Genomic DNA, 18226 nt, shown 5'->3' with positions numbered 1-18226 from the left:
TCGGTTAGGTGTATTCACCCAAGTCTGACAGGTGTTCGATGTCTCTATGTAGGAGTTCATCATCACCGACATTCAATTCAATTAACCGCTTAAGATGTCCGATACTTTCTATATCAATATGATCAATACTCATACGAATCACATTGTTACGGAGGCTCACAATTTTGCCGACTAGCTCAATCGTGATATCACTATCTTGAAGCGAGAATGTTACATCTACCATGCTGTCGACATCAAGCGAGTCTGCGTCATCCGACGTCAGCAGCAGTCCATGCAAGGATAAATCGCACAAAGAGGATTTCACCACTTTGTTGTCTTGAGATAGCAAGGCTTGTGTTTGGTAAACAATGCGCGAAAAACGACGGCGTTCGATCATAGTTGTCTCTCTTAATGGTATCCAATAAGGCTATCAAATCAGGACTGACTGCTATACGCGTCGGTTCGCATTATTGATTTAAAACACGGTAAAAACCACCCGTATTGTGAATCAATATACAATAAAGGCCGCTATATTAGCGGCCTTTGCACAAACTTCAAGCAGAATCACTTCGCAATACGCTTGTATTTGATTCGGTGCGGTTCCGCTGCTTCTGGACCTAAGGTCTTCTTCAGCCACTCCATATACTCAGTATAGTTACCTTCGTAGAAGTTCACCTGTCCTTCATCACGGTAGTCAATAATGTGTGTGGCGATACGGTCAAGGAACCAACGGTCGTGCGAGATAACCATGGCACAACCTGGGAATTCGAGTAGGGCCTCTTCCAATGCTCGTAACGTTTCAACATCAAGATCGTTGGTCGGCTCATCGAGTAGCAGAACATTACCGCCAGCTTTAAGTAGCTTCGCTAGGTGAACGCGGTTACGCTCACCACCGGATAGCTCACCAATGACTTTCTGCTGATCACTGCCTTTAAAGTTAAAGCGTGAGCAGTAAGCGCGCGCTGGAATTTCAAAGTTATTGATCTTAATGATGTCTGCGCCTTCAGAGATCTCTTGGTAAACGGTTTTGGTGTCATCCATAGAATCACGGAACTGATCAACTGAGGCCAGTTTAACAGTATCACCCATTTCAATGGTGCCAGAGTCTGGTTGTTCAGTACCGCTAAGCATTTTGAACAGAGTCGATTTACCTGCGCCGTTAGCACCGATAATACCCACGATAGCACCCTTAGGCATACTGAACGACAGGTTATCAATCAGTACTCGACCATCGAAAGATTTAGACAGGTTATTGACTTCGATAACCTTATCTCCTAGTCGCTCACCAGGTGGAATGAACAGCTCGTTAGTCTCGTTACGCCTCTGGCGATCGCCACTTTGTAGTTCTTCAAAACGAGCCATACGAGCTTTAGATTTAGACTGACGACCTTTAGGATTTTGACGAACCCACTCCAGTTCTTTTTCAATCGTTTTCTGGCGAGCTTTTTCCTGAGAGGCTTCCTGTTGTAGGCGCGCATCTTTCTGCTCTAGCCAAGACGTATAGTTACCTTGCCATGGGATACCTTCACCACGGTCAAGTTCGAGAATCCAGCCTGCGGCATTGTCTAGGAAGTAACGGTCGTGGGTGATAGCGACAACAGTACCTGTGTAGTCCACTAGGAAGCGTTCTAACCAAGCAACAGACTCTGCATCAAGGTGGTTGGTTGGTTCGTCGAGTAGCAGCATATCGGGCTTAGAAAGAAGCAGGCGACAGATGGCAACACGACGGCGTTCACCACCAGATAGGTGTTCTATCTTTTGATCCCACTCAGGAAGGCGCAGTGCATCCGCGGCACGCTCCAGGGCGTTCTCAAGATTGTGCCCTTCTTTGGCTTGGATTAGCGCTTCAAGTTCACCTTGCTCTTTTGCGAGTGCATCAAAGTCAGCATCTGGCTCGGCGTACGCTGCGTATACTTCGTCAAGACGCTTCATTGCTCCTGCAACATCGGATACCGCTTCTTCAACGATTTCACGTACGGTCTTAGACTCGTCTAATACAGGCTCCTGCGGTAGGTAACCGACGTTCAATCCAGGTTGTGGGCGTGCTTCACCATCGATGTCAGTATCGATACCTGCCATAATTCGAAGAAGTGTCGATTTACCAGCACCATTTAGACCAAGAACACCGATCTTGGCGCCAGGAAAAAAGCTTAGCGAGATGTCTTTCAGAATTTGACGCTTAGGTGGCACGATTTTGCTCACCCGCGACATAGTATATACGTATTCAGCCATTGCCGATCGTTCCTAAAATTTCAATTCACGTAGAAGAAGCATTTTATACCAAGATGACGGGCTTTGTTACCTTCGAAATGAGGTCGGCAAGGAACTAATTAGGTTATTGATGGATAAGTGAACAAATCATTTGTTGTGGTGCAACTTATGTCACAGTTGTGTGAATTTATTATTATTTGCATCTATACGCTTTACACGGCTGCTTACAATAAGCATAAATGAATAACCATATGACTTATTCTCAACGGGACGAGAATTTATGATGCTGACGTTTTCAAAGTCGCTGCATCGCATTCCTTCATCGATTCTGACCTGGGTTTCGATGGTTTGCAGCGCAAGCATAGCCACTTCAGCAATGGCGAGCGATCTCCAGCAACAGCGGAAGATTTATGATCAGGCCCAAGAATACCTCGATAATGATCAGGTCACTCAATATCAAAAAATCCGTAACCAGATCAAAGACTACCCTTTAACACCCTACACAGACTATCGTGCATTTTTAGTGAATATTGGACTGCGTTCTCCAGCCGAAGTTGAAGCTTTCATTGAGAGCAACCGTACTTTGCCATTCTCAAGTCGTATTCGGGCACCATACATAGATAGTCTTGCCAGACAAAAGCAGTGGCAGAAGTTGATAGAGTTTCAGACGGTTGAACCTCGTGGCGAAACTTATCAATGTCATTACTACCATGCGCTTTACCAGACGGGTCAAAAAGATCAGGCATTTTCTGGTGCGGAAAAACTTTGGCATTCGGGGCAGAGTATTGCTGATGCTTGTGACCCTCTATTTGATGCCTGGGACAGAGCTGGGCTGAGAACTGATCAGCAAATCCTTGAGCGTATGTTGTTGGCGTTCGAAGCGCGCAATGGATCTTTGATGAACTATCTCAAGAAGCTATTGGACTCAGATAAAGCTCGCCAACAGGCTTTAGACATGAAGGCACTGTTCAATCGTCCAGAAAGTGTGGTCAATTTTGCTCGCCAGCATCCGGACAACGATCTGTCTCGTGCTCAGACTGGTCTCGCGCTGAAGAAACTGGCTCGAAAAGATGTTCGAATGGCTCAAGAGGCCTTTGATAAAGCAACTAAAGCCCAAAGTATGCCCCAAGATGAAAAGCAGAAATTGGCGGATTATATTGCTTTTAGACTAATGAATACTGAGTCTAAATCGCTGGCAAAATGGCGTGATAAAAAGATAGCCACCTCTAGTAATGATAATCTGATAGAGCGGCGAGTGCGCTTAGCGATACAGGAAGCTGACTGGCACGGAGTTGAAAGTTGGATCAGCTACTTGTCTGAAGAAAAGCAGCAAAGTTTACGCTGGCAATACTGGCTAGGTCGTAGCGAAGTGGTACTAGGCGACACTACTCGAGGCAGTCAGCGTCTTGAGGGGTTGGTTGGTCAGCGGAATTTTTATAGTGTAGCGGCAGCTAAAGAGATTAAACGCTCGATAAATTATCCTGTCTCTACCATTTCTTTTGAACAGCAAACGGTCAAACCATTTAGGACGGCTTTAGTTCGTATTGAAGAGCTGATTGAGCGGGATAAAATAGCCGCAGCGAAAAGTGAGTGGCGCTGGTTATTAAATCGTGCCAATTCACAGCAAAAGGAAATGTTGGCAGCGTATGCCTCTTACAAAGATTGGTCTCATTTGACGGTAACTGCGAGCATTAAAGCGAAAATGTGGGATAACCTTGAGCTGCGTTTTCCAGTTGCGCATCGTTGGTGGTTTAATTTCTATGGCGAAAAGCACAGCATTGACCCAATCACTTTGATGTCTTTGGCAAGGCAAGAAAGTGGTTTGGATGTGGAAGCGCGTTCTCCTGTCGGTGCTCGCGGGATTATGCAAATAATGCCATCAACCGCCAAGTATACGGCACGTAAGTACCAACTCGCCTATCGCAATAGTAACGACTTATATGAGGTCGGTAAGAACATCGAGATAGGTAGCCACTATCTCAAAGGCTTGTTAGAACGATACGATAATAATCGAATTTTTGCGTTTGCTGCGTATAATGCAGGGCCACACCGAGTGAAAACCTGGCGCGAGCGTACCCAAGGTAAGTTGGATGCTTATGCATTTATCGAAGCTATTCCATTTAAGGAAACTCGTGGTTACGTGCAAAACGTTTTGATGTTTGAAACCTATTATCGCAACCTGTTAGGGGTCGATGGTGCGTTCCTCAACCAAAATGAAATTGACACCAGGTACTGATTTTATGGCGTTCCTAGGTAGCGAGAACAGATGGCAACACAACCCGAGTATACTGACTGGCAACAGGTCTTAGACCTGATAAAAAGTAGCGTGGAGTCCGATCAGCATGAAATGTTGCTGACGATGCTGCTGACACCTGATGAGAGAGAGTCTTTAATCGCAAGGGTCAATATATGTCGTGAATTGCTTAAAGGTGAATTGTCTCAGCGTCAAATCAGTCAGATGTTAGGGGTGGGGGTCGCCACTATTACTCGTGGATCCAATGAGCTGAAATCGAAGAGCGAAGCAGAAAAGGCTGAAATCTCAGTGTTACTTGAACCCAAATAAAGGTGCTCTCGCACCTTTATTCTTATCAGAGATTCGCGGGGAAATGCTCTGGATTGGTAAATGGAATTAATGCCAATATCAATGCTTGATGATAGACGCTGCTGCGAGTCAGTTGATCTTGCGTCAATAAACTTATCGCTCCGCCTTTTTGTTTAATATTCTCTGTGCCAAATATTTCGTCCATTACATCGCCGAGCTCGTTGGCCTGAGCGAGCTTCTCAATGACAACCGGTGGAAGCATCAAACTGGCAGAGCGAGATTCGCCGCGGTGGGTGTCAGACTCGATCACCATCCAGGCAAACGTGATGTTATCTTCAATACCAGCTTCAAGCCCCACGTAATAGTCTCCATCAGGCTGAGTGGCTTTGGCGTTACGAACCCGATTGAGCGCTCCGGTATGTGTCTCTTCATTGCTCATCGGTTGATCAGCGACTTCACTGGCTACATTCACACCAACAAATTCAAACGATTGGGAGCTAAAAGTCGCTTGAAACGCACTTTTGACGGCATTTATTTTGGCTGGATTAAGCGAAGCGACAATAACTTTCTTCATCGACATGATGGTTTCCTTGTATTGATGATTTGAGGAACTTTAGCTCGGAGAGTGAAACTGGCGGAGAGAGGAAATACCCTTGCATGTAGTCACATTGGTTTTCCGCCAGCCATTGATGCATTTCTTTAGACTCTATGCCTTCTGCTGTAACAATCATTGACTGTGAGTGGCACAGATCGACCAGTGGTTTCACCACCTTCTGGTTGTTGGTCTTGATCAGTGCCGCGAGAAATTCACGATCGAGCTTAATTTTCTGTACTGGGTATTCTACAAGCTGAGTGATAGATGTATAGCCGGAACCGAAGTCATCAATCGCAAGCTTAAAGCCCATTAAGGAAAGTTCGTGTAGCAATGAATAGCTTTGTGAATCGGTGGCGAAGGTTTCAGTGATTTCAAAATCAACCAGACTTGGGACAACGTGATGTCGCTTGGCTGAGCGCTGTATATCCCGTGCCAGTTGTAGTGAATCTAACTCTGCAGACGAGAGATTGATCGATAACTGAATTGGCGACTCAAAGCAGCTTTGCAAGACGACGAAGTCCTTGAATGCTTGCTCTATGACCCAGCGATCGATTTTTCCAAATAGCCCTGTTTTTTCTGAAATAGGAATGAACTCACCAGGATTTACTTTGCCCATCTTGGGTGACTCCCAGCGCAGTAGAGCTTCAACGCCGACGATTTTTGTCCCTGAGCGGTCAAAGTAGGGCTGATACATTAGGTGGAATTCGTCATCAAATTCACCATTTCTTAATGCATGCTCAATCTGAGTTCGGCGACGAACAATTTGGTCTAATTCCTCCGAATAACGCGCGACTTGATTCTTACCAGCACGTTTTGCCTGATACATAGCGGTATCGGCATTAGAAAGCAGTTTGGCGAGGTCCTGGCCATCTTGAGGGTAGGTTGCAATCCCAATACTGGCGGTGATTGGAAAGCTGCCCAGCGATGAGCTTTGCGGATTTTGAATCGGCTCTAACACTGCTTGAGCCACTTTGTCAGGGTAATCGTTCTGATGAGCGGAGGCGATAAAAATGGCAAATTCATCGCCTGATAACCGGGATGCAATACATTTTACGCCATGAGACTGTTCGTACTGACGACATACCTCGCGAATATGATTGGCAAAATTAACCAGTAGCGAGTCCCCGAGGTGGTGACCATATTTATCGTTGACGTATTTAAAGTTATCTAAATCGATGTACAGGATCCAAGCATGAGTATGCAGCAGTTTATTCGCGATAGTCCGTTCCACATAGACTTGAAATTGATAGCGATTGGCTAATTGAGTGAGGTGATCATTTTCGGCCATCGCTTTGGTTTTCTGATAACTCGAATTGAGTTCTTTGTACATCTCATAGAATCGCACCGATAAGCGACCAATTTCATCGTTACTATTGAGCTTCTCTATATTTTGTCGTTTATGCCGTTCCACTTCCTGAAGCTGTCGTTCAAGTTGGGTAATGGGGCTTATAACTCGTCGATGGAGTAAGAACAGCAAGATAAGTATTGTTGCTATGGTGGATGCGCCAAAAAATAGCATCAACCTTTGTTCAATTTTGTTGAGTTTTTTTGCCAATAAATACTGAGCAGGGTCGAGTACTGCGTATAAGTTGGGTTTGAGCTCGACCGACTGAGTGAGGCCTGATTTAATGACTGGCTGGTCAGTGAAAAAGATGCTGCTGTCGTTATCAAACTCGATGAGGTGCTTGAGTTGATCAAACTTATCCAAAGACAGATACACCACAATAAAGAACACCTTATCGGTGTTGTAGCTGAGCGGGGAAATCAGCGTGTTGGTATCCAGTACATCATAGCGAACCAATATGCTTTGGCCTTGGTGATTCTTTGTAAAGCCAGTGTAGAACGCATTGCCGGTACGACGATAAGTACGATCGACAAAATGAAACACATTTTGATCAAGTTTAGAGAAGGGGTCGGTTTGATTATCTGCGTAAAACTTGGGGGCTCGATTATGGTCTAAAATGGCGACCGAAATATCATTCTGTTGGTTAGCCTGAAGGTTAGCTATGGTCGTCTGCAGATTATCTATCAGCTCCATTTCTCGATAAGGGTTATCTTGTTGACCGAAGTAGTGACGAATAATGTCACTCTTTGTCAGAGTAAGAGAGTAGCTGTTCAGTAATGCCACCGACTGACGAAAGTGTCCGGCGAGCTTCTCCATCGTAAGTTGGAGGTAGCTGTATTCGCGCTTTATTAATGCGTCTTTTTGGTTGTTGTAGATACCGTAGCTAGAAAATGCAGCACTGATTAGGATGACTGGAGAGACTAGCAACAGAACTCTAGTACTGAGCTTCATGGTGTTTCAGAATGCGATTTATTATTTTTGCTCGTAAGCTGATGTTTGACGCCGAGAGTTCGCTATCTACACGTCCTTGCTCGACTCGCTGTTGTTCTGGAAACAATGATGCATCATCTAGATACCAATCTGGCATCTGTTTTAACGCCGTTAAGTTTGGTGTTGCAGCTTTGATGTCTGTTGCATTTTTTGCAGCCACAGTGGGATCCATGAGGTATTCTAGGAAGGCTTTTGCTGCTGGTTTGTTCTCTGAATGACTGCTGATGGCTAGGCAATCGACCCAAAGATACAGTTCACCTTTGGGGATGGTATATGCCCACTGATTACCTGCGTAATATCGGTTGAGTGAATATTGATCGCCACTATAAGCCAATGCCATAGCAAGCTTTTGAGCATTTTTATTACTGCGGATGTAACTCAGAATATATTCGTAGGTTAGGACTTTATCGCTAAATGCCTGTAGAGCGGGGTAGGCTTGCTGGAAAAGAGTTTCACTTTCCTCTGTTGGAGCGATACCTAAGCTGTAAAAAACAGGCAGGAAGCTTTCAACGCTGTCATTGATCATGCCAATCTTGCCTTCTAAATTTTTAGGCGGATTGACGAACTCTTGCCAGCTGGTTGGAGGTTTCTCGACCATATCTTTTCGATAGACTATCCCCACCGTGCCCCAGAAATACGGAACGGCATAATTACCGCAGGCTCGTAGCCATTTGTCGTCATTATGCTGACGATTACTCAGTTGGGTTAGGTCCTCAAAAGAGCCCAAACGTCCGTAAATTTGTGCTGAAACATTATCCAATACGACCAAGTCAAAAGGTAACAGTACACCTTTCATCATAAGTAGACTGCGCTCATCGTCATTATCGAAATGGGACAACTTGAGCGGTGTTCCCGTAGCGGATTGCCAGTCATTGATGACATTAGGTGAGAGAGTGTCTTCCCACATATAGACATTGAGGGGGGGATTGGCTTGGGCAGGCAAGCTGTGTACGAAAAGAGTGAGGGAATATAGAAGTATCGTTCTCATATCAGCCAAGAAGTGACCTTCGGTTCTATGAATAGATAACGCCTATTAGAGTGAAGGACTGCCACCACACCTAATATGCAACCAAGGCGCGGAATATTAGGTGTATTTATGGTTGGTGTCAGTCCCTGTCAGTAATTTATTTGATCTGTATTGTTGAATTATTGAAGTTTGACTGTGGTTGGCTTGATATTCTCACTTGGGTAACAACCCAACACTTTTAAATGTTTTGTCAGCTGGGTTAGCTCGTTTAGCGCTTGCTGCATGTCCTCTGACTCGAGGTGAGACTCGAGATCAACATAGAACATTTCTTCCCATGGGTTCCCCATAATTGGGCGTGATTCCAACTTGTTTATATTGATGCCGTATTTTTGCAGGACTAGCAGTGTTGCTACCAAAGAACCGGCTTCTTGCGATGTTGACATAATAAGAGTCGTTTTCGCAGGAATTTGACTAGAAACTTCCACAGGTTTACGTGCCACGATAATGAAACGAGTGTGGTTTTCGGTTTGGTTTGCAATGTTGCCTTGTATAGATTGAAGACCATAGAGTTTGCCGCTTGAGGCGTTCCCGATTGCCGCCACGTCACTGCGGTTCATTTCTTTGACTTTCTGCATGGCATCTGCCGTACTGGCACAGGACTCAAGCGTTACGCCTTTCATTCGGCTTAGGAATTCACTGCACTGCTGGTGCGGTTGGGGATGTGAGTAAAGAGTTTTAATCTCTTCTAATCGAATGTCTGAGGTCGCGACTAGGCAGTGTTCAATCGGTAGCGTCATTTCGCCCACAATGTACAAAGTGGTATGTTGCAACAAGTCGTACACTTCATTAATTGAACCAGAGCTAGTGTTTTCGATCGGTAGAACACCGTAGTCAGCGTGACCGGACTCGACGGTTTGGGTCACTTCTTTGAAGTGTTCACAGTTCAGTTCGATAAGCTCGGTATTTTTACGGCTGAAGTATTCGCGGCTCGCCAAATGAGAGTATGAGCCTTTGGAACCAAGAAAAGCGACGCGAGCGAGGGGTTTGCGACTTAGCTCGGGGTTGGCTAAATTCTGCAGGTAAGACTGTTGCAATAGAACAGAATCTTCGATGATGGTATGAAATAATTTAGTGATGTATTGAGCATCAAGCTCATATTTGTCACGGCCAGCATTGATCAGTTTGACTAGCAGTTGTTGCTCTCGCGCTGCATCGCGCACGGGCTTGGATGTTTGAACTTTACTCTTGGCAACCTCAATGCTTAGTTTTCTTCGCTCGGATAAGAGCTTTAACATTTCGTCGTCCAGCTCATTTAAACGTAAGCGAATTTCATCGAGTGAGTATTTTTGTTCGGTCATCCTGTATTCCTTCATAAAAAAAGCCTCCCGTTTGGGAGGCTTCCTGTTCGTTTTTGACTTTTCTTTCGAAAACGAGAGAGCCTCCAAACTTAGTGGAGAAAAAAGAAGTCAAAAAAGAACAGGGTGTTTAGAGCCATAAATCGTTACTTTGTTGTGATGCTGTCAACACAATAAGCAACCACTTAGTGAGCGTCAAGCAAAAAAATAGCGCCGTTTGGCGCTACTTTTTAAATCTTACGTCACTCATCATTGTGAGTGGACCATTATTCCGTTTCTATCTCTTCTAGCTCTGGTTTTTCTGTACGTCGGGCTTCTGGTTTGTGACGCAATTTATTTAGCTGACGCTCCAGTTTCTGTTCTACGTCATTAATAGCAACGTATAGGTCTTCGTGGGTAGCTGACGCGACAAGTTGGCCTTTAGGGACAGTAATAACAGCTTCAAATTTCTTCTGTTTGTTTGGCTCCTCGCTGAAGCTTGCCTGACATCCAATGATGTCTACTTGCCATTTTTCTAGTTTTTTAAATTTGCTCTCGATATGAGCGCGGATTGCAGAGGTGATGTCGATGTTTTTACCAGTGATATTTACTTTCATAGATGTTTTCCTCTGTAGCATCCCTCATGGGTTTAACTTCAGGTTACTCGTCTAAGTGGAAAATAATGTGACATTAATCACTGTTTCGTGAGTGTGTTTTGGGATTGAAATTAAACGTGATCTACCTCAAATACTGAGTGTATTCAGCAGATAAAAAGCTTGTACGGATAAAAAATATCGCTAGATTGGGGTGAGGTAACATACTAAAAATCATCCGCTTTTTAGGGCTCAGATGCGACCTAACAAAAACAGGTGGTTGTTTATTGTCCACTCTTCTATGTGATCAGATCCACACAGCTATTTTCTTCACCCCGTAACGAATGGTGTTGTCACGTTCGCGTTCTTATTCGTCGATGTTAGGAACAAATAAATCAGGTATATCTGCACTACTTGATGGGGTGTGATCTTGTTGTTTTAATGCATTCAGTTGCTTGTAAATGATGAAATAGCGATTGATGTTGGAAACATAATGAACGGGTTCTCGTCCAATGTGTCGCCGCGCGATTATTTCTACGTGTCTAAACCATTGATTTGGATCGTAGCCCTGTTGACTAGCTAAGCGGCGCATTCTACGAATATTGGCGGGCCCGGCATTGTAGGCAGCAAGGGAAAAATAAACCTGATTGTCGGGCGTGATGTCATCATCACTAAAATAGCGATCTTTAAGGAAACACATGTATTTCACGCCCGCATGGATATTGTTGTCCACTTGATAGATGTCAGGAATGGCGACGTTGGGATCTTTGGCTGTGCTGGGTAATACCTGCATGACGCCTACTGCGCCTGTGTGTGACACCTTGCTCTGCTCTAAGCCTGATTCCTGAAAACCTTGGGCAGAGATCATCAATGGGTCAAAATCGTATTGTGCTGAGTAATTGGCGAATATTTCTGATAATGCATCTAAGCGCGTCACGTGCTCTGGATTAAGAATGCGCTTCAACCAGCCCGTGTGATCTAGGTATTTGTCGTAAATAACGTTGCCCAGTAGAGTACCTGAACGGGTTCTTTAGAGGTATTGATTAACGAAGGATTGGAGGAGAGGGCTTTGTTTACGCATTGCCCAGGCAATTTTCCCATCTGTACGTAGTGGGGCCTGATCGTGCACTGAGATGTTTTCCATCACTTTAAGCCAAAGCTCTGTTTTATGGCTATCTAACACGGTTGCATCAATATGACCTTGATTGACCAGTTCTATGATTTCAATATCTTGTAGCGTTTCTTCGACAAAACGAATGGTGACAGGCTGTAAATTATGCTCATCGAGCATTTGATTTACTTTTTGTAAGCTTTCGAAGTAACTAGAGCTGGCGCGGACCCAAATCTCTTTACCACTGAGTTGTTTTAAGTCAGTGATTGTTGGGGTGGTACTACGAGTGACGAGCAGTTCGCTAACGCCTTGTAAAACCGGAATACTAAAATCGATATACTCCGAGCGATAGGAGGTGATTGTCAGATTGGCAACAATCAGATCGCCATAGCCTTTTTCTAAAGAGGGCAGCAGCTCGTCTCTGTGAACGGGAATAATCTGCAGATTTAAGTAAGAGGAGCGCTGCCTTAATTCTTTTTCAAAGTGATATAACAGCTCAGCGAGAATGCCTTTTGGTTGACCGCCTTCAATGTAGTAGAAGCCAAGATCGGCTGAAACGAGAACTCTAATCACCCCTTTCTTTTCCAGTTCAGCGAGATCACCAAAGTAAGGTGTTTTTGTAAAGGTGATAAAGACAGAGCAGTCGCATGGTTCCATGTAGCTGTGAACAAAATCAGAATCAATACAGTACGACTCATGAATTACCCTCAACAGAACGTCTATTAAAGGTAGTTCTTAACCCATTACTCAGCAAAAAACAGTAATAAAAAACCGCCTGTAATTAGAGGCGGTTTTTTCATATCGTTGCTGTTATTGCGGGTTTAAATCGATCAACTGTTCAGTACGCTTGGCTGCGTCCTCTAAGCCTAGATGTTCATAGGCAGCGAGTTGAATCTCAAGAGACTTACGCGCAGCTTCCGTATCAGGGTAGGTTTTTTGTAACTCCTGAGCTCGGTTGATGGCTGCAATCCAAGCTTCACGACGCAGGTAAAAATCAGCAGTGGCAAGGTCGTATTCCGCCAAGCGGTTTTTCAGTGCAACCATACGTTTTTGCGCATCTGTGGCGTATGGGCTGCTTGGATAGCGCTCGAGCAGCTTTTTGAAATCCGCAAAGGCTTTTTTTACAGGCTCTGGATCGCGGTCACTACGATCCACATCAAACAGATCATGCATAAAGTTACGATCTTGCGCCATGTGAGTTAAACCACGCATGTACAATACCCAATCCAGCTTTTCATGAGTTGGATTGAGACGAGAAAATCGCTCAATAGTTGCAAGACCGAGTGCTAAATCATCGTTTTTGTAGTAGGCATAAATCAGGTCAAGTTGAACCTGTTCTGAGTAAGCACCGAACGGGTAGCGAGAGTCTAAAGCCTCCAGCTTATCGATAGCCGTTAACCAATTGCCACTTTGCAGCGATACCTGTGCTTCTGAGTAAAGTTCTGATGGCGGTACATCCGGGACGATTTCTTCGCTGCTTGAACAGCCAACCAAAACGGATAATGCCAATAAGCCAGATAAAGTATGCTTTTTCATGTCAGGATTCGATTCCTTGAGATAAATATTTCTGTCGCTTCCGTTACTTTCTTGTCGGTAGCAGATACAATGGAGCGATATTCTTCCACACTAGTGACAATTAGTCTCACAGTTTTTAAAAAAGTTCGATATGGCTCAGCAGATTGAATTAACCAATACAGTAAAAGATAGTCAATTAGGTCAGCGTCTTGATCAGGCAATTGCAGAATTATTCGCCGATTTTTCACGTTCTCGCCTGAAAGAGTGGCTCTTGGATGGAAAAGTCCAAGTTAATGGAGACGTTGTGACTAAGCCCCGCACTAAAGTTATGGGCGGAGAAACGATAACGCTACAAGCCGAGTTGGAAGACGAAGAGCGCTGGGAAGCGCAAGACATCCCGTTGGATATCGTTTATGAAGATGATGATATTATGGTCATCAATAAACCTCGTGATTTTGTGGTACACCCGGGAGCGGGTACCCCAGATGGTACGGTTCTTAATGCACTCTTACATCATTATCCAGATATTGCCGAAGTGCCGCGTGCAGGTATTGTGCACCGTTTAGATAAAGACACCACAGGCTTAATGGTGGTGGCGAAAACGGTGCCTGCTCAGACGCGTCTGGTGCGTGCACTGCAAAAACGCAATATTACTCGTGAGTACGAAGCGATTGCGATTGGTCGTATGACTGCGGGTGGCCGAGTGGAGCAGCCTATTGGCCGCCATTCGACTAAGCGGACATTGATGGCAGTGAGTCCGATGGGCAAACCTGCCGTGACCCATTATCGTGTTGCTGAACATTTTCGTGAGCATACTCGTATCCGCTTGCGTCTTGAAACCGGTCGTACCCACCAGATTCGTGTTCATATGTCTTACCTTCAGCATCCCTTGCTGGGGGATTCAGCATACGGTGGCCGAGCCCGCATTCCTTCCGGTGCTTCGGAAGAGTTGGCTGATATGATTCGCAAGTTTGATCGCCAGGCACTGCATGCCGTGATGTTAAAATTCGATCACCCTGTGACTGGAGAAGAATTAGAATTCCACGCGCCAGTACCTGATGACATGGTCGAAATGGCTGAAGCGCTTCGTCAAGATACTCAACAGCATGGGCTAGAAGACGAGTTCTGATATGGAAATGATCCTCCCTAACTGGCCTGCACCAAAAAACGTGAAAGCTTTTGCTTCAACTCGACTGCAAGGGTTTTCGACGGGTGTTTATCAAGGTTTGAACCTCGGTGCACACGTTGGGGATGAATTAGAGATTGTTGAGCAAAATCGGCAATGGTTGGCGAATCAATCTCACATGCCAAGTTCGCCAATTTGGCTTAATCAAACCCACTCTACGCTTGTGTTAGAAGCGGACCAGCCAACGCGAAATATGTTAGATGCGGATGGTTTGTTTACTCAGCAACGTGGAGTGGTATGTTCTGCCATGACGGCAGATTGTTTACCCGTATTATTGACCAATACCCAAGGTTCTCAAGTGGCTGCAGTTCATGCCGGCTGGCGAGGGTTAGCTGGTGGTATTGTTGAAAATGCTGTAGCTAAGTTTGATGGGCCAGTGATGGCTTGGATTGGACCAGCGATCGGTGCGTCAGTCTTCGAAGTCGGTGAAGATGTACTTCAAGCATTTGTTTCCTTTGACCCCGCCGCCGAGCAAGCATTCTCGTCGAGAGAGGTGCAAGGGAAATGGTTGGCAGATATGAATCTATTAGTGACTCAGCGCCTGAACAAAGTCGGAGTGTTTGATGTGTATTATAGTGATCTGTGTACATATCTTGATCAACAACGCTTCTTCTCTTACCGCCGTGATGGCGCCACAGGCCGACAGGCATCGTTTATCTGGATAGACAAATAACCCTCTTTTTAACTAAGGAAACTTAGTTCTTTCCCCTTGAAAATCGATTGTTGCGTATCCATCTCTCATACTGATTATAAGAGTTCATTCCGTTGAGGTTAGGAAGGTAGATATGCGTCTTGACAGATTCACAAGCAAATTTCAAATCGCGATATCTGACGCACAGTCGCTGGCGTTAGGCCGTGATCACCAATACATCGAGCCTGTACACCTGATGGTGGCACTGATGGATCAGAATGGCAGTCCTATTCGTCCACTACTGACTATGCTTGATGTCGATGTTACGCATTTACGCTCTAAGCTAAGTGAGATCCTAGATCGCTTGCCCAAAGTTAGTGGTATTGGTGGGGATGTTCAGTTATCCAGTTCGATGGGAACACTGTTTAATTTGTGTGACAAAGTCGCACAAAAGCGGCAAGACGCCTACATTTCCTCCGAAGTTTTCCTCTTGGCCGCGATTGAAGACCGTGGACCACTTGGTGAGCTCTTAAAAGAGTTAGGCTTAACTGAGGCGAAGCTAAGTGATGCCATTGATAAAATTCGTGGCGGTCAGAAAGTGAATGATCAAAATGCGGAAGAATTACGCCAAGCTTTGGAAAAATTCACGATTGATTTAACGGAGCGAGCTGAGCAAGGGAAGCTAGATCCGGTTATTGGGCGTGATGATGAGATTCGTCGAACGATTCAAGTCCTACAGCGTCGAACCAAAAACAATCCTGTCATTATTGGTGAACCTGGTGTCGGTAAGACAGCAATTGTCGAAGGACTTGCACAACGTATCATTAATAATGAGGTACCTGAAGGTTTACGCAATAAACGAGTATTGTCTCTTGATATGGGAGCGCTCGTTGCGGGAGCTAAGTATCGTGGTGAGTTTGAAGAACGCCTGAAATCGGTGCTTAATGAATTATCTAAAGAAGAAGGTAACGTCATTCTCTTTATTGATGAAATTCATACCATGGTGGGGGCCGGTAAAGGTGAAGGTTCAATGGACGCGGGCAATATGCTTAAGCCTGCTTTGGCACGTGGTGAACTTCATTGTGTGGGAGCGACCACACTGGATGAATACCGCCAATATATAGAGAAAGACCCTGCGTTAGAGCGTCGTTTCCAAAAAGTACTGGTGGATGAGCCGTCTGTAGAAGATACCGTTGCTATTTTACGTGGCTTGAAAGAGCGTTATGAGCTGCACCATCACGTAGAGATCACCGATCCAGCGATTGTTGCAGCTGCAAGCTTATCACATCGTTACGTGTCCGATCGTCAGTTACCAGACAAAGCGATAGATTTGATCGATGAAGCAGCGTCTAGTATCCGTATGCAGATTGATTCTAAGCCCGAATCGCTCGATAAACTGGAACGTAAAATTGTCCAGCTTAAAATCGAACAGCAAGCACTGATCAACGAGCATGATGAAGCCAGTGAAAAGCGCTTAAGTAATCTCAATGAAGAACTGAATGATAAAGAACGTGCATTTGCTGAATTGGAAGAAGTGTGGAACGCCGAGAAAGCCGCGTTATCAGGGACTCAGCATATTAAGGCTGAGTTAGAACAAGCTCGAATGGATATGGAGTTTGCTCGTCGTGCTGGTGATCTTAACCGCATGTCTGAGCTACAGTACGGCCGTATTCCTGAGCTAGAGAAACAATTGGATTTGGCGACTCAAGCTGAAATGCAGGAAATGACCTTATTGCGTAATAAAGTTACGGATAATGAGATAGCAGAAGTATTGTCCAAGCAGACCGGAATTCCAGTGTCCAAGATGTTAGAAGCTGAAAAAGAAAAGCTTTTACGCATGGAAGAGGTACTGCATGCTCGTGTGATTGGTCAAACCGAAGCGGTAGAAGTGGTTTCCAATGCTATCCGCCGCAGCCGAGCAGGGCTGTCGGATCCGAATAAACCAATTGGTTCCTTCTTATTCTTAGGTCCAACAGGTGTAGGTAAAACAGAATTGTGCAAAACGCTGGCGAGCTTTATGTTTGACAGTGAAGATGCCATGGTTCGTATCGACATGTCTGAGTTTATGGAGAAGCACTCCGTAGCGAGACTTGTTGGCGCACCTCCTGGTTATGTGGGGTATGAAGAAGGTGGTTACCTGACTGAAGCAGTGCGCAGAAAACCTTATTCAGTAATCTTATTAGATGAAGTTGAAAAAGCGCATCCAGACGTGTTCAACATTCTGTTGCAAGTGCTTGACGATGGTCGTTTAACGGATGGCCAAGGTCGTACCGTTGATTTCCGCAATACGGTTGTCATCATGACATCCAACCTAGGATCGGCGAGAATTCAGGAAAACTTTGGCTCTTTAGATTATCAAGGTATGAAAGAACAGGTGATGGAAGTCGTCAACAAACATTTCCGCCCTGAATTTCTAAACCGTGTTGATGAGAGTGTTGTTTTCCATCCACTTGGTCAGGAACACATTAAGTCTATTGCATCTATTCAGCTGCATAGACTATCCGTACGTATGGAAGAGAGAGGCTACTCGTTAGAAGTGTCCGACAAGGCTCTAGAGCTTATCGCTCAAGTTGGGTTTGATCCTGTCTTTGGAGCGCGACCACTAAAACGTGCAATCCAACAAAACGTTGAAAATCCATTAGCTAAAGCAATTCTGGCAGGGAAAGTTGTTCCTGATAAGCCGGTTAAACTTCTAGTAAATAAAGATCAGATCATTGCACACCAATAACCAGTAATTCTAAAAGGGCCTTCGTGGCCCTTTTTGCTGCTATTTATACCGTCTTGTTTAATTTACGAGCGAATAAACTGAAAAGAGACATTTTTTTTAATTTTAGGCTTGTACTACCTGATTAAGTCCCTATAATGCGCCCTCGTTGTCACGGGATACCGAACTGAAAAGCGATGGCAACAGACGGCTTAGAGTTATCTGATTTAACTTTAAGAGAAATAACGAAAAAGTGTTTGACACTATAAGTTATCTCGCTAAAATGACCGTCCGTTTTGAGTTAAGCTCGAAACATAGTTCTTTAACAATATAAACCTATCAATCTGTGTGGGCACTCGTTGATGATAATCCAATTAGAAGCTTCGGCTTCAAATTAGGTTTCAATGAWACGAAGTGACCATTGAATCTTCGGATTCAGCACAGTCAATTCAAACATTACGTTATGTAATGTTCAGTATTCATTGAGCCGACAAAATCTTAAATTGAAGAGTTTGATCATGGC

Annotated in this window: 13 protein-coding genes, 1 pseudogene and 1 other annotated feature; of the genes and pseudogenes, 5 read left to right on the top strand and 9 right to left on the bottom strand. The window is 44.7% G+C overall.

Annotated elements, in window-relative coordinates; all coding sequences use genetic code 11:
- Positions 1-4 precede the first annotated feature (4 nt).
- A complete protein-coding gene (locus L1D31_RS18160) occupies positions 5-376 on the bottom strand; it encodes a PilZ domain-containing protein (protein ID WP_239838468.1) in 372 nt (123 codons plus the stop codon).
- Between the two features lie 167 nt (positions 377-543).
- Positions 544-2211: an energy-dependent translational throttle protein EttA gene (gene ettA, locus L1D31_RS18155; protein ID WP_239838467.1), complete on the bottom strand. Its 1668-nt coding sequence runs from the start codon at positions 2209-2211 to the stop codon at positions 544-546.
- 259 nt (positions 2212-2470) lie between these two features.
- On the opposite strand from ettA, the gene sltY reads away from it, so the two are divergent.
- Together sltY and trpR are read left to right on the top strand one after the other, a co-directional pair.
- Entirely contained in the window at positions 2471-4426 is a 1956-nt protein-coding gene (gene sltY / locus L1D31_RS18150) for a murein transglycosylase (protein ID WP_239838466.1), read from the top strand.
- Between the two features lie 30 nt (positions 4427-4456).
- Entirely contained in the window at positions 4457-4753 is a 297-nt protein-coding gene (gene trpR, locus L1D31_RS18145) for a trp operon repressor (RefSeq protein WP_239838465.1), read from the top strand.
- A gap of 25 nt (positions 4754-4778) precedes the next feature.
- Here trpR and yjjX read toward each other — a convergent pair whose 3' ends face one another.
- The 7 genes and pseudogenes from yjjX to L1D31_RS18110 all read right to left on the bottom strand — a co-directional run bounded on the left by yjjX (position 4779) and on the right by L1D31_RS18110 (position 13203).
- Positions 4779-5312 carry an inosine/xanthosine triphosphatase gene (gene yjjX / locus L1D31_RS18140; RefSeq protein ID WP_239838464.1) on the bottom strand — a complete coding sequence of 178 codons (534 nt, stop codon included), beginning with the start codon at positions 5310-5312 and terminating at the stop codon, positions 4779-4781.
- Positions 5278-7623, bottom strand: a complete 2346-nt coding sequence (locus tag L1D31_RS18135) for an EAL domain-containing protein (RefSeq protein ID WP_239838463.1) — start codon at positions 7621-7623, stop codon at positions 5278-5280. The genes yjjX and L1D31_RS18135 overlap by 35 nt, the downstream gene beginning before the upstream one ends.
- Positions 7607-8650: a spermidine/putrescine ABC transporter substrate-binding protein gene (locus tag L1D31_RS18130; RefSeq protein ID WP_239838462.1), complete on the bottom strand. Its 1044-nt coding sequence runs from the start codon at positions 8648-8650 to the stop codon at positions 7607-7609. The genes L1D31_RS18135 and L1D31_RS18130 overlap by 17 nt, the downstream gene beginning before the upstream one ends.
- A 158-nt stretch (positions 8651-8808) precedes the next feature.
- Positions 8809-9987, bottom strand: coding sequence for a prephenate dehydratase (pheA, locus tag L1D31_RS18125; RefSeq protein ID WP_239838461.1), 1179 nt, complete (start codon positions 9985-9987; stop codon positions 8809-8811).
- 13 nt (positions 9988-10000) lie between these two features.
- Positions 10001-10122, bottom strand: a sequence feature (Phe leader region).
- A gap of 128 nt (positions 10123-10250) precedes the next feature.
- On the bottom strand, positions 10251-10580 hold the full coding sequence (gene raiA, locus L1D31_RS18120) for a ribosome-associated translation inhibitor RaiA (protein ID WP_239838460.1): 330 nt from the start codon (positions 10578-10580) through the stop codon (positions 10251-10253).
- A gap of 343 nt (positions 10581-10923) precedes the next feature.
- A pseudogene (locus L1D31_RS18115) lies at positions 10924-12365 on the bottom strand (lytic transglycosylase F).
- Between the two features lie 112 nt (positions 12366-12477).
- On the bottom strand, positions 12478-13203 hold the full coding sequence (locus L1D31_RS18110; RefSeq protein ID WP_239838459.1) for an outer membrane protein assembly factor BamD: 726 nt from the start codon (positions 13201-13203) through the stop codon (positions 12478-12480).
- 130 nt (positions 13204-13333) lie between these two features.
- Between L1D31_RS18110 and rluD the strand changes: the two genes are divergently transcribed.
- The 3 genes from rluD to clpB all read left to right on the top strand — a co-directional run bounded on the left by rluD (position 13334) and on the right by clpB (position 17727).
- Positions 13334-14311 carry a 23S rRNA pseudouridine(1911/1915/1917) synthase RluD gene (rluD, locus tag L1D31_RS18105; protein WP_239838458.1) on the top strand — a complete coding sequence of 326 codons (978 nt, stop codon included), beginning with the start codon at positions 13334-13336 and terminating at the stop codon, positions 14309-14311.
- 1 nt (position 14312) lies between these two features.
- Positions 14313-15041, top strand: coding sequence for a peptidoglycan editing factor PgeF (pgeF, locus tag L1D31_RS18100; protein WP_239838457.1), 729 nt, complete (start codon positions 14313-14315; stop codon positions 15039-15041).
- A 112-nt stretch (positions 15042-15153) separates the two neighbouring features.
- On the top strand, positions 15154-17727 hold the full coding sequence (gene clpB / locus L1D31_RS18095) for an ATP-dependent chaperone ClpB (RefSeq protein WP_239838456.1): 2574 nt from the start codon (positions 15154-15156) through the stop codon (positions 17725-17727).
- The last annotated feature ends 499 nt before the right edge of the window (positions 17728-18226 follow it).

Origin of the sequence: Vibrio sp. Isolate23, assembly GCF_022398095.1 — a bacterium.
Lineage (GTDB): Bacteria > Pseudomonadota > Gammaproteobacteria > Enterobacterales > Vibrionaceae > Vibrio > Vibrio coralliilyticus_A.
Note: the sequence above shows the minus strand (reverse complement) of the source record. Positions and strands in the feature narration are given on the sequence as shown.

Excerpts from the sequence above, each read along its gene's own strand:
- L1D31_RS18160 (WP_239838468.1), bottom strand. The coding sequence starts at position 376 with ATGATCGAACGCCGTCGTTTTTCGCGCATTGTTTACCAAACACAAGCC.
- ettA (WP_239838467.1), bottom strand. The coding sequence starts at position 2,211 with ATGGCTGAATACGTATATACTATGTCGCGGGTGAGCAAAATCGTGCCA.
- sltY (WP_239838466.1), top strand. The coding sequence starts at position 2,471 with ATGATGCTGACGTTTTCAAAGTCGCTGCATCGCATTCCTTCATCGATT.
- trpR (WP_239838465.1), top strand. The coding sequence starts at position 4,457 with ATGGCAACACAACCCGAGTATACTGACTGGCAACAGGTCTTAGACCTG.
- yjjX (WP_239838464.1), bottom strand. The coding sequence starts at position 5,312 with ATGTCGATGAAGAAAGTTATTGTCGCTTCGCTTAATCCAGCCAAAATA.
- L1D31_RS18135 (WP_239838463.1), bottom strand. The coding sequence starts at position 7,623 with ATGAAGCTCAGTACTAGAGTTCTGTTGCTAGTCTCTCCAGTCATCCTA.
- L1D31_RS18130 (WP_239838462.1), bottom strand. The coding sequence starts at position 8,650 with ATGAGAACGATACTTCTATATTCCCTCACTCTTTTCGTACACAGCTTG.
- pheA (WP_239838461.1), bottom strand. The coding sequence starts at position 9,987 with ATGACCGAACAAAAATACTCACTCGATGAAATTCGCTTACGTTTAAAT.
- raiA (WP_239838460.1), bottom strand. The coding sequence starts at position 10,580 with ATGAAAGTAAATATCACTGGTAAAAACATCGACATCACCTCTGCAATC.
- L1D31_RS18110 (WP_239838459.1), bottom strand. The coding sequence starts at position 13,203 with ATGAAAAAGCATACTTTATCTGGCTTATTGGCATTATCCGTTTTGGTT.
- rluD (WP_239838458.1), top strand. The coding sequence starts at position 13,334 with ATGGCTCAGCAGATTGAATTAACCAATACAGTAAAAGATAGTCAATTA.
- pgeF (WP_239838457.1), top strand. The coding sequence starts at position 14,313 with ATGGAAATGATCCTCCCTAACTGGCCTGCACCAAAAAACGTGAAAGCT.
- clpB (WP_239838456.1), top strand. The coding sequence starts at position 15,154 with ATGCGTCTTGACAGATTCACAAGCAAATTTCAAATCGCGATATCTGAC.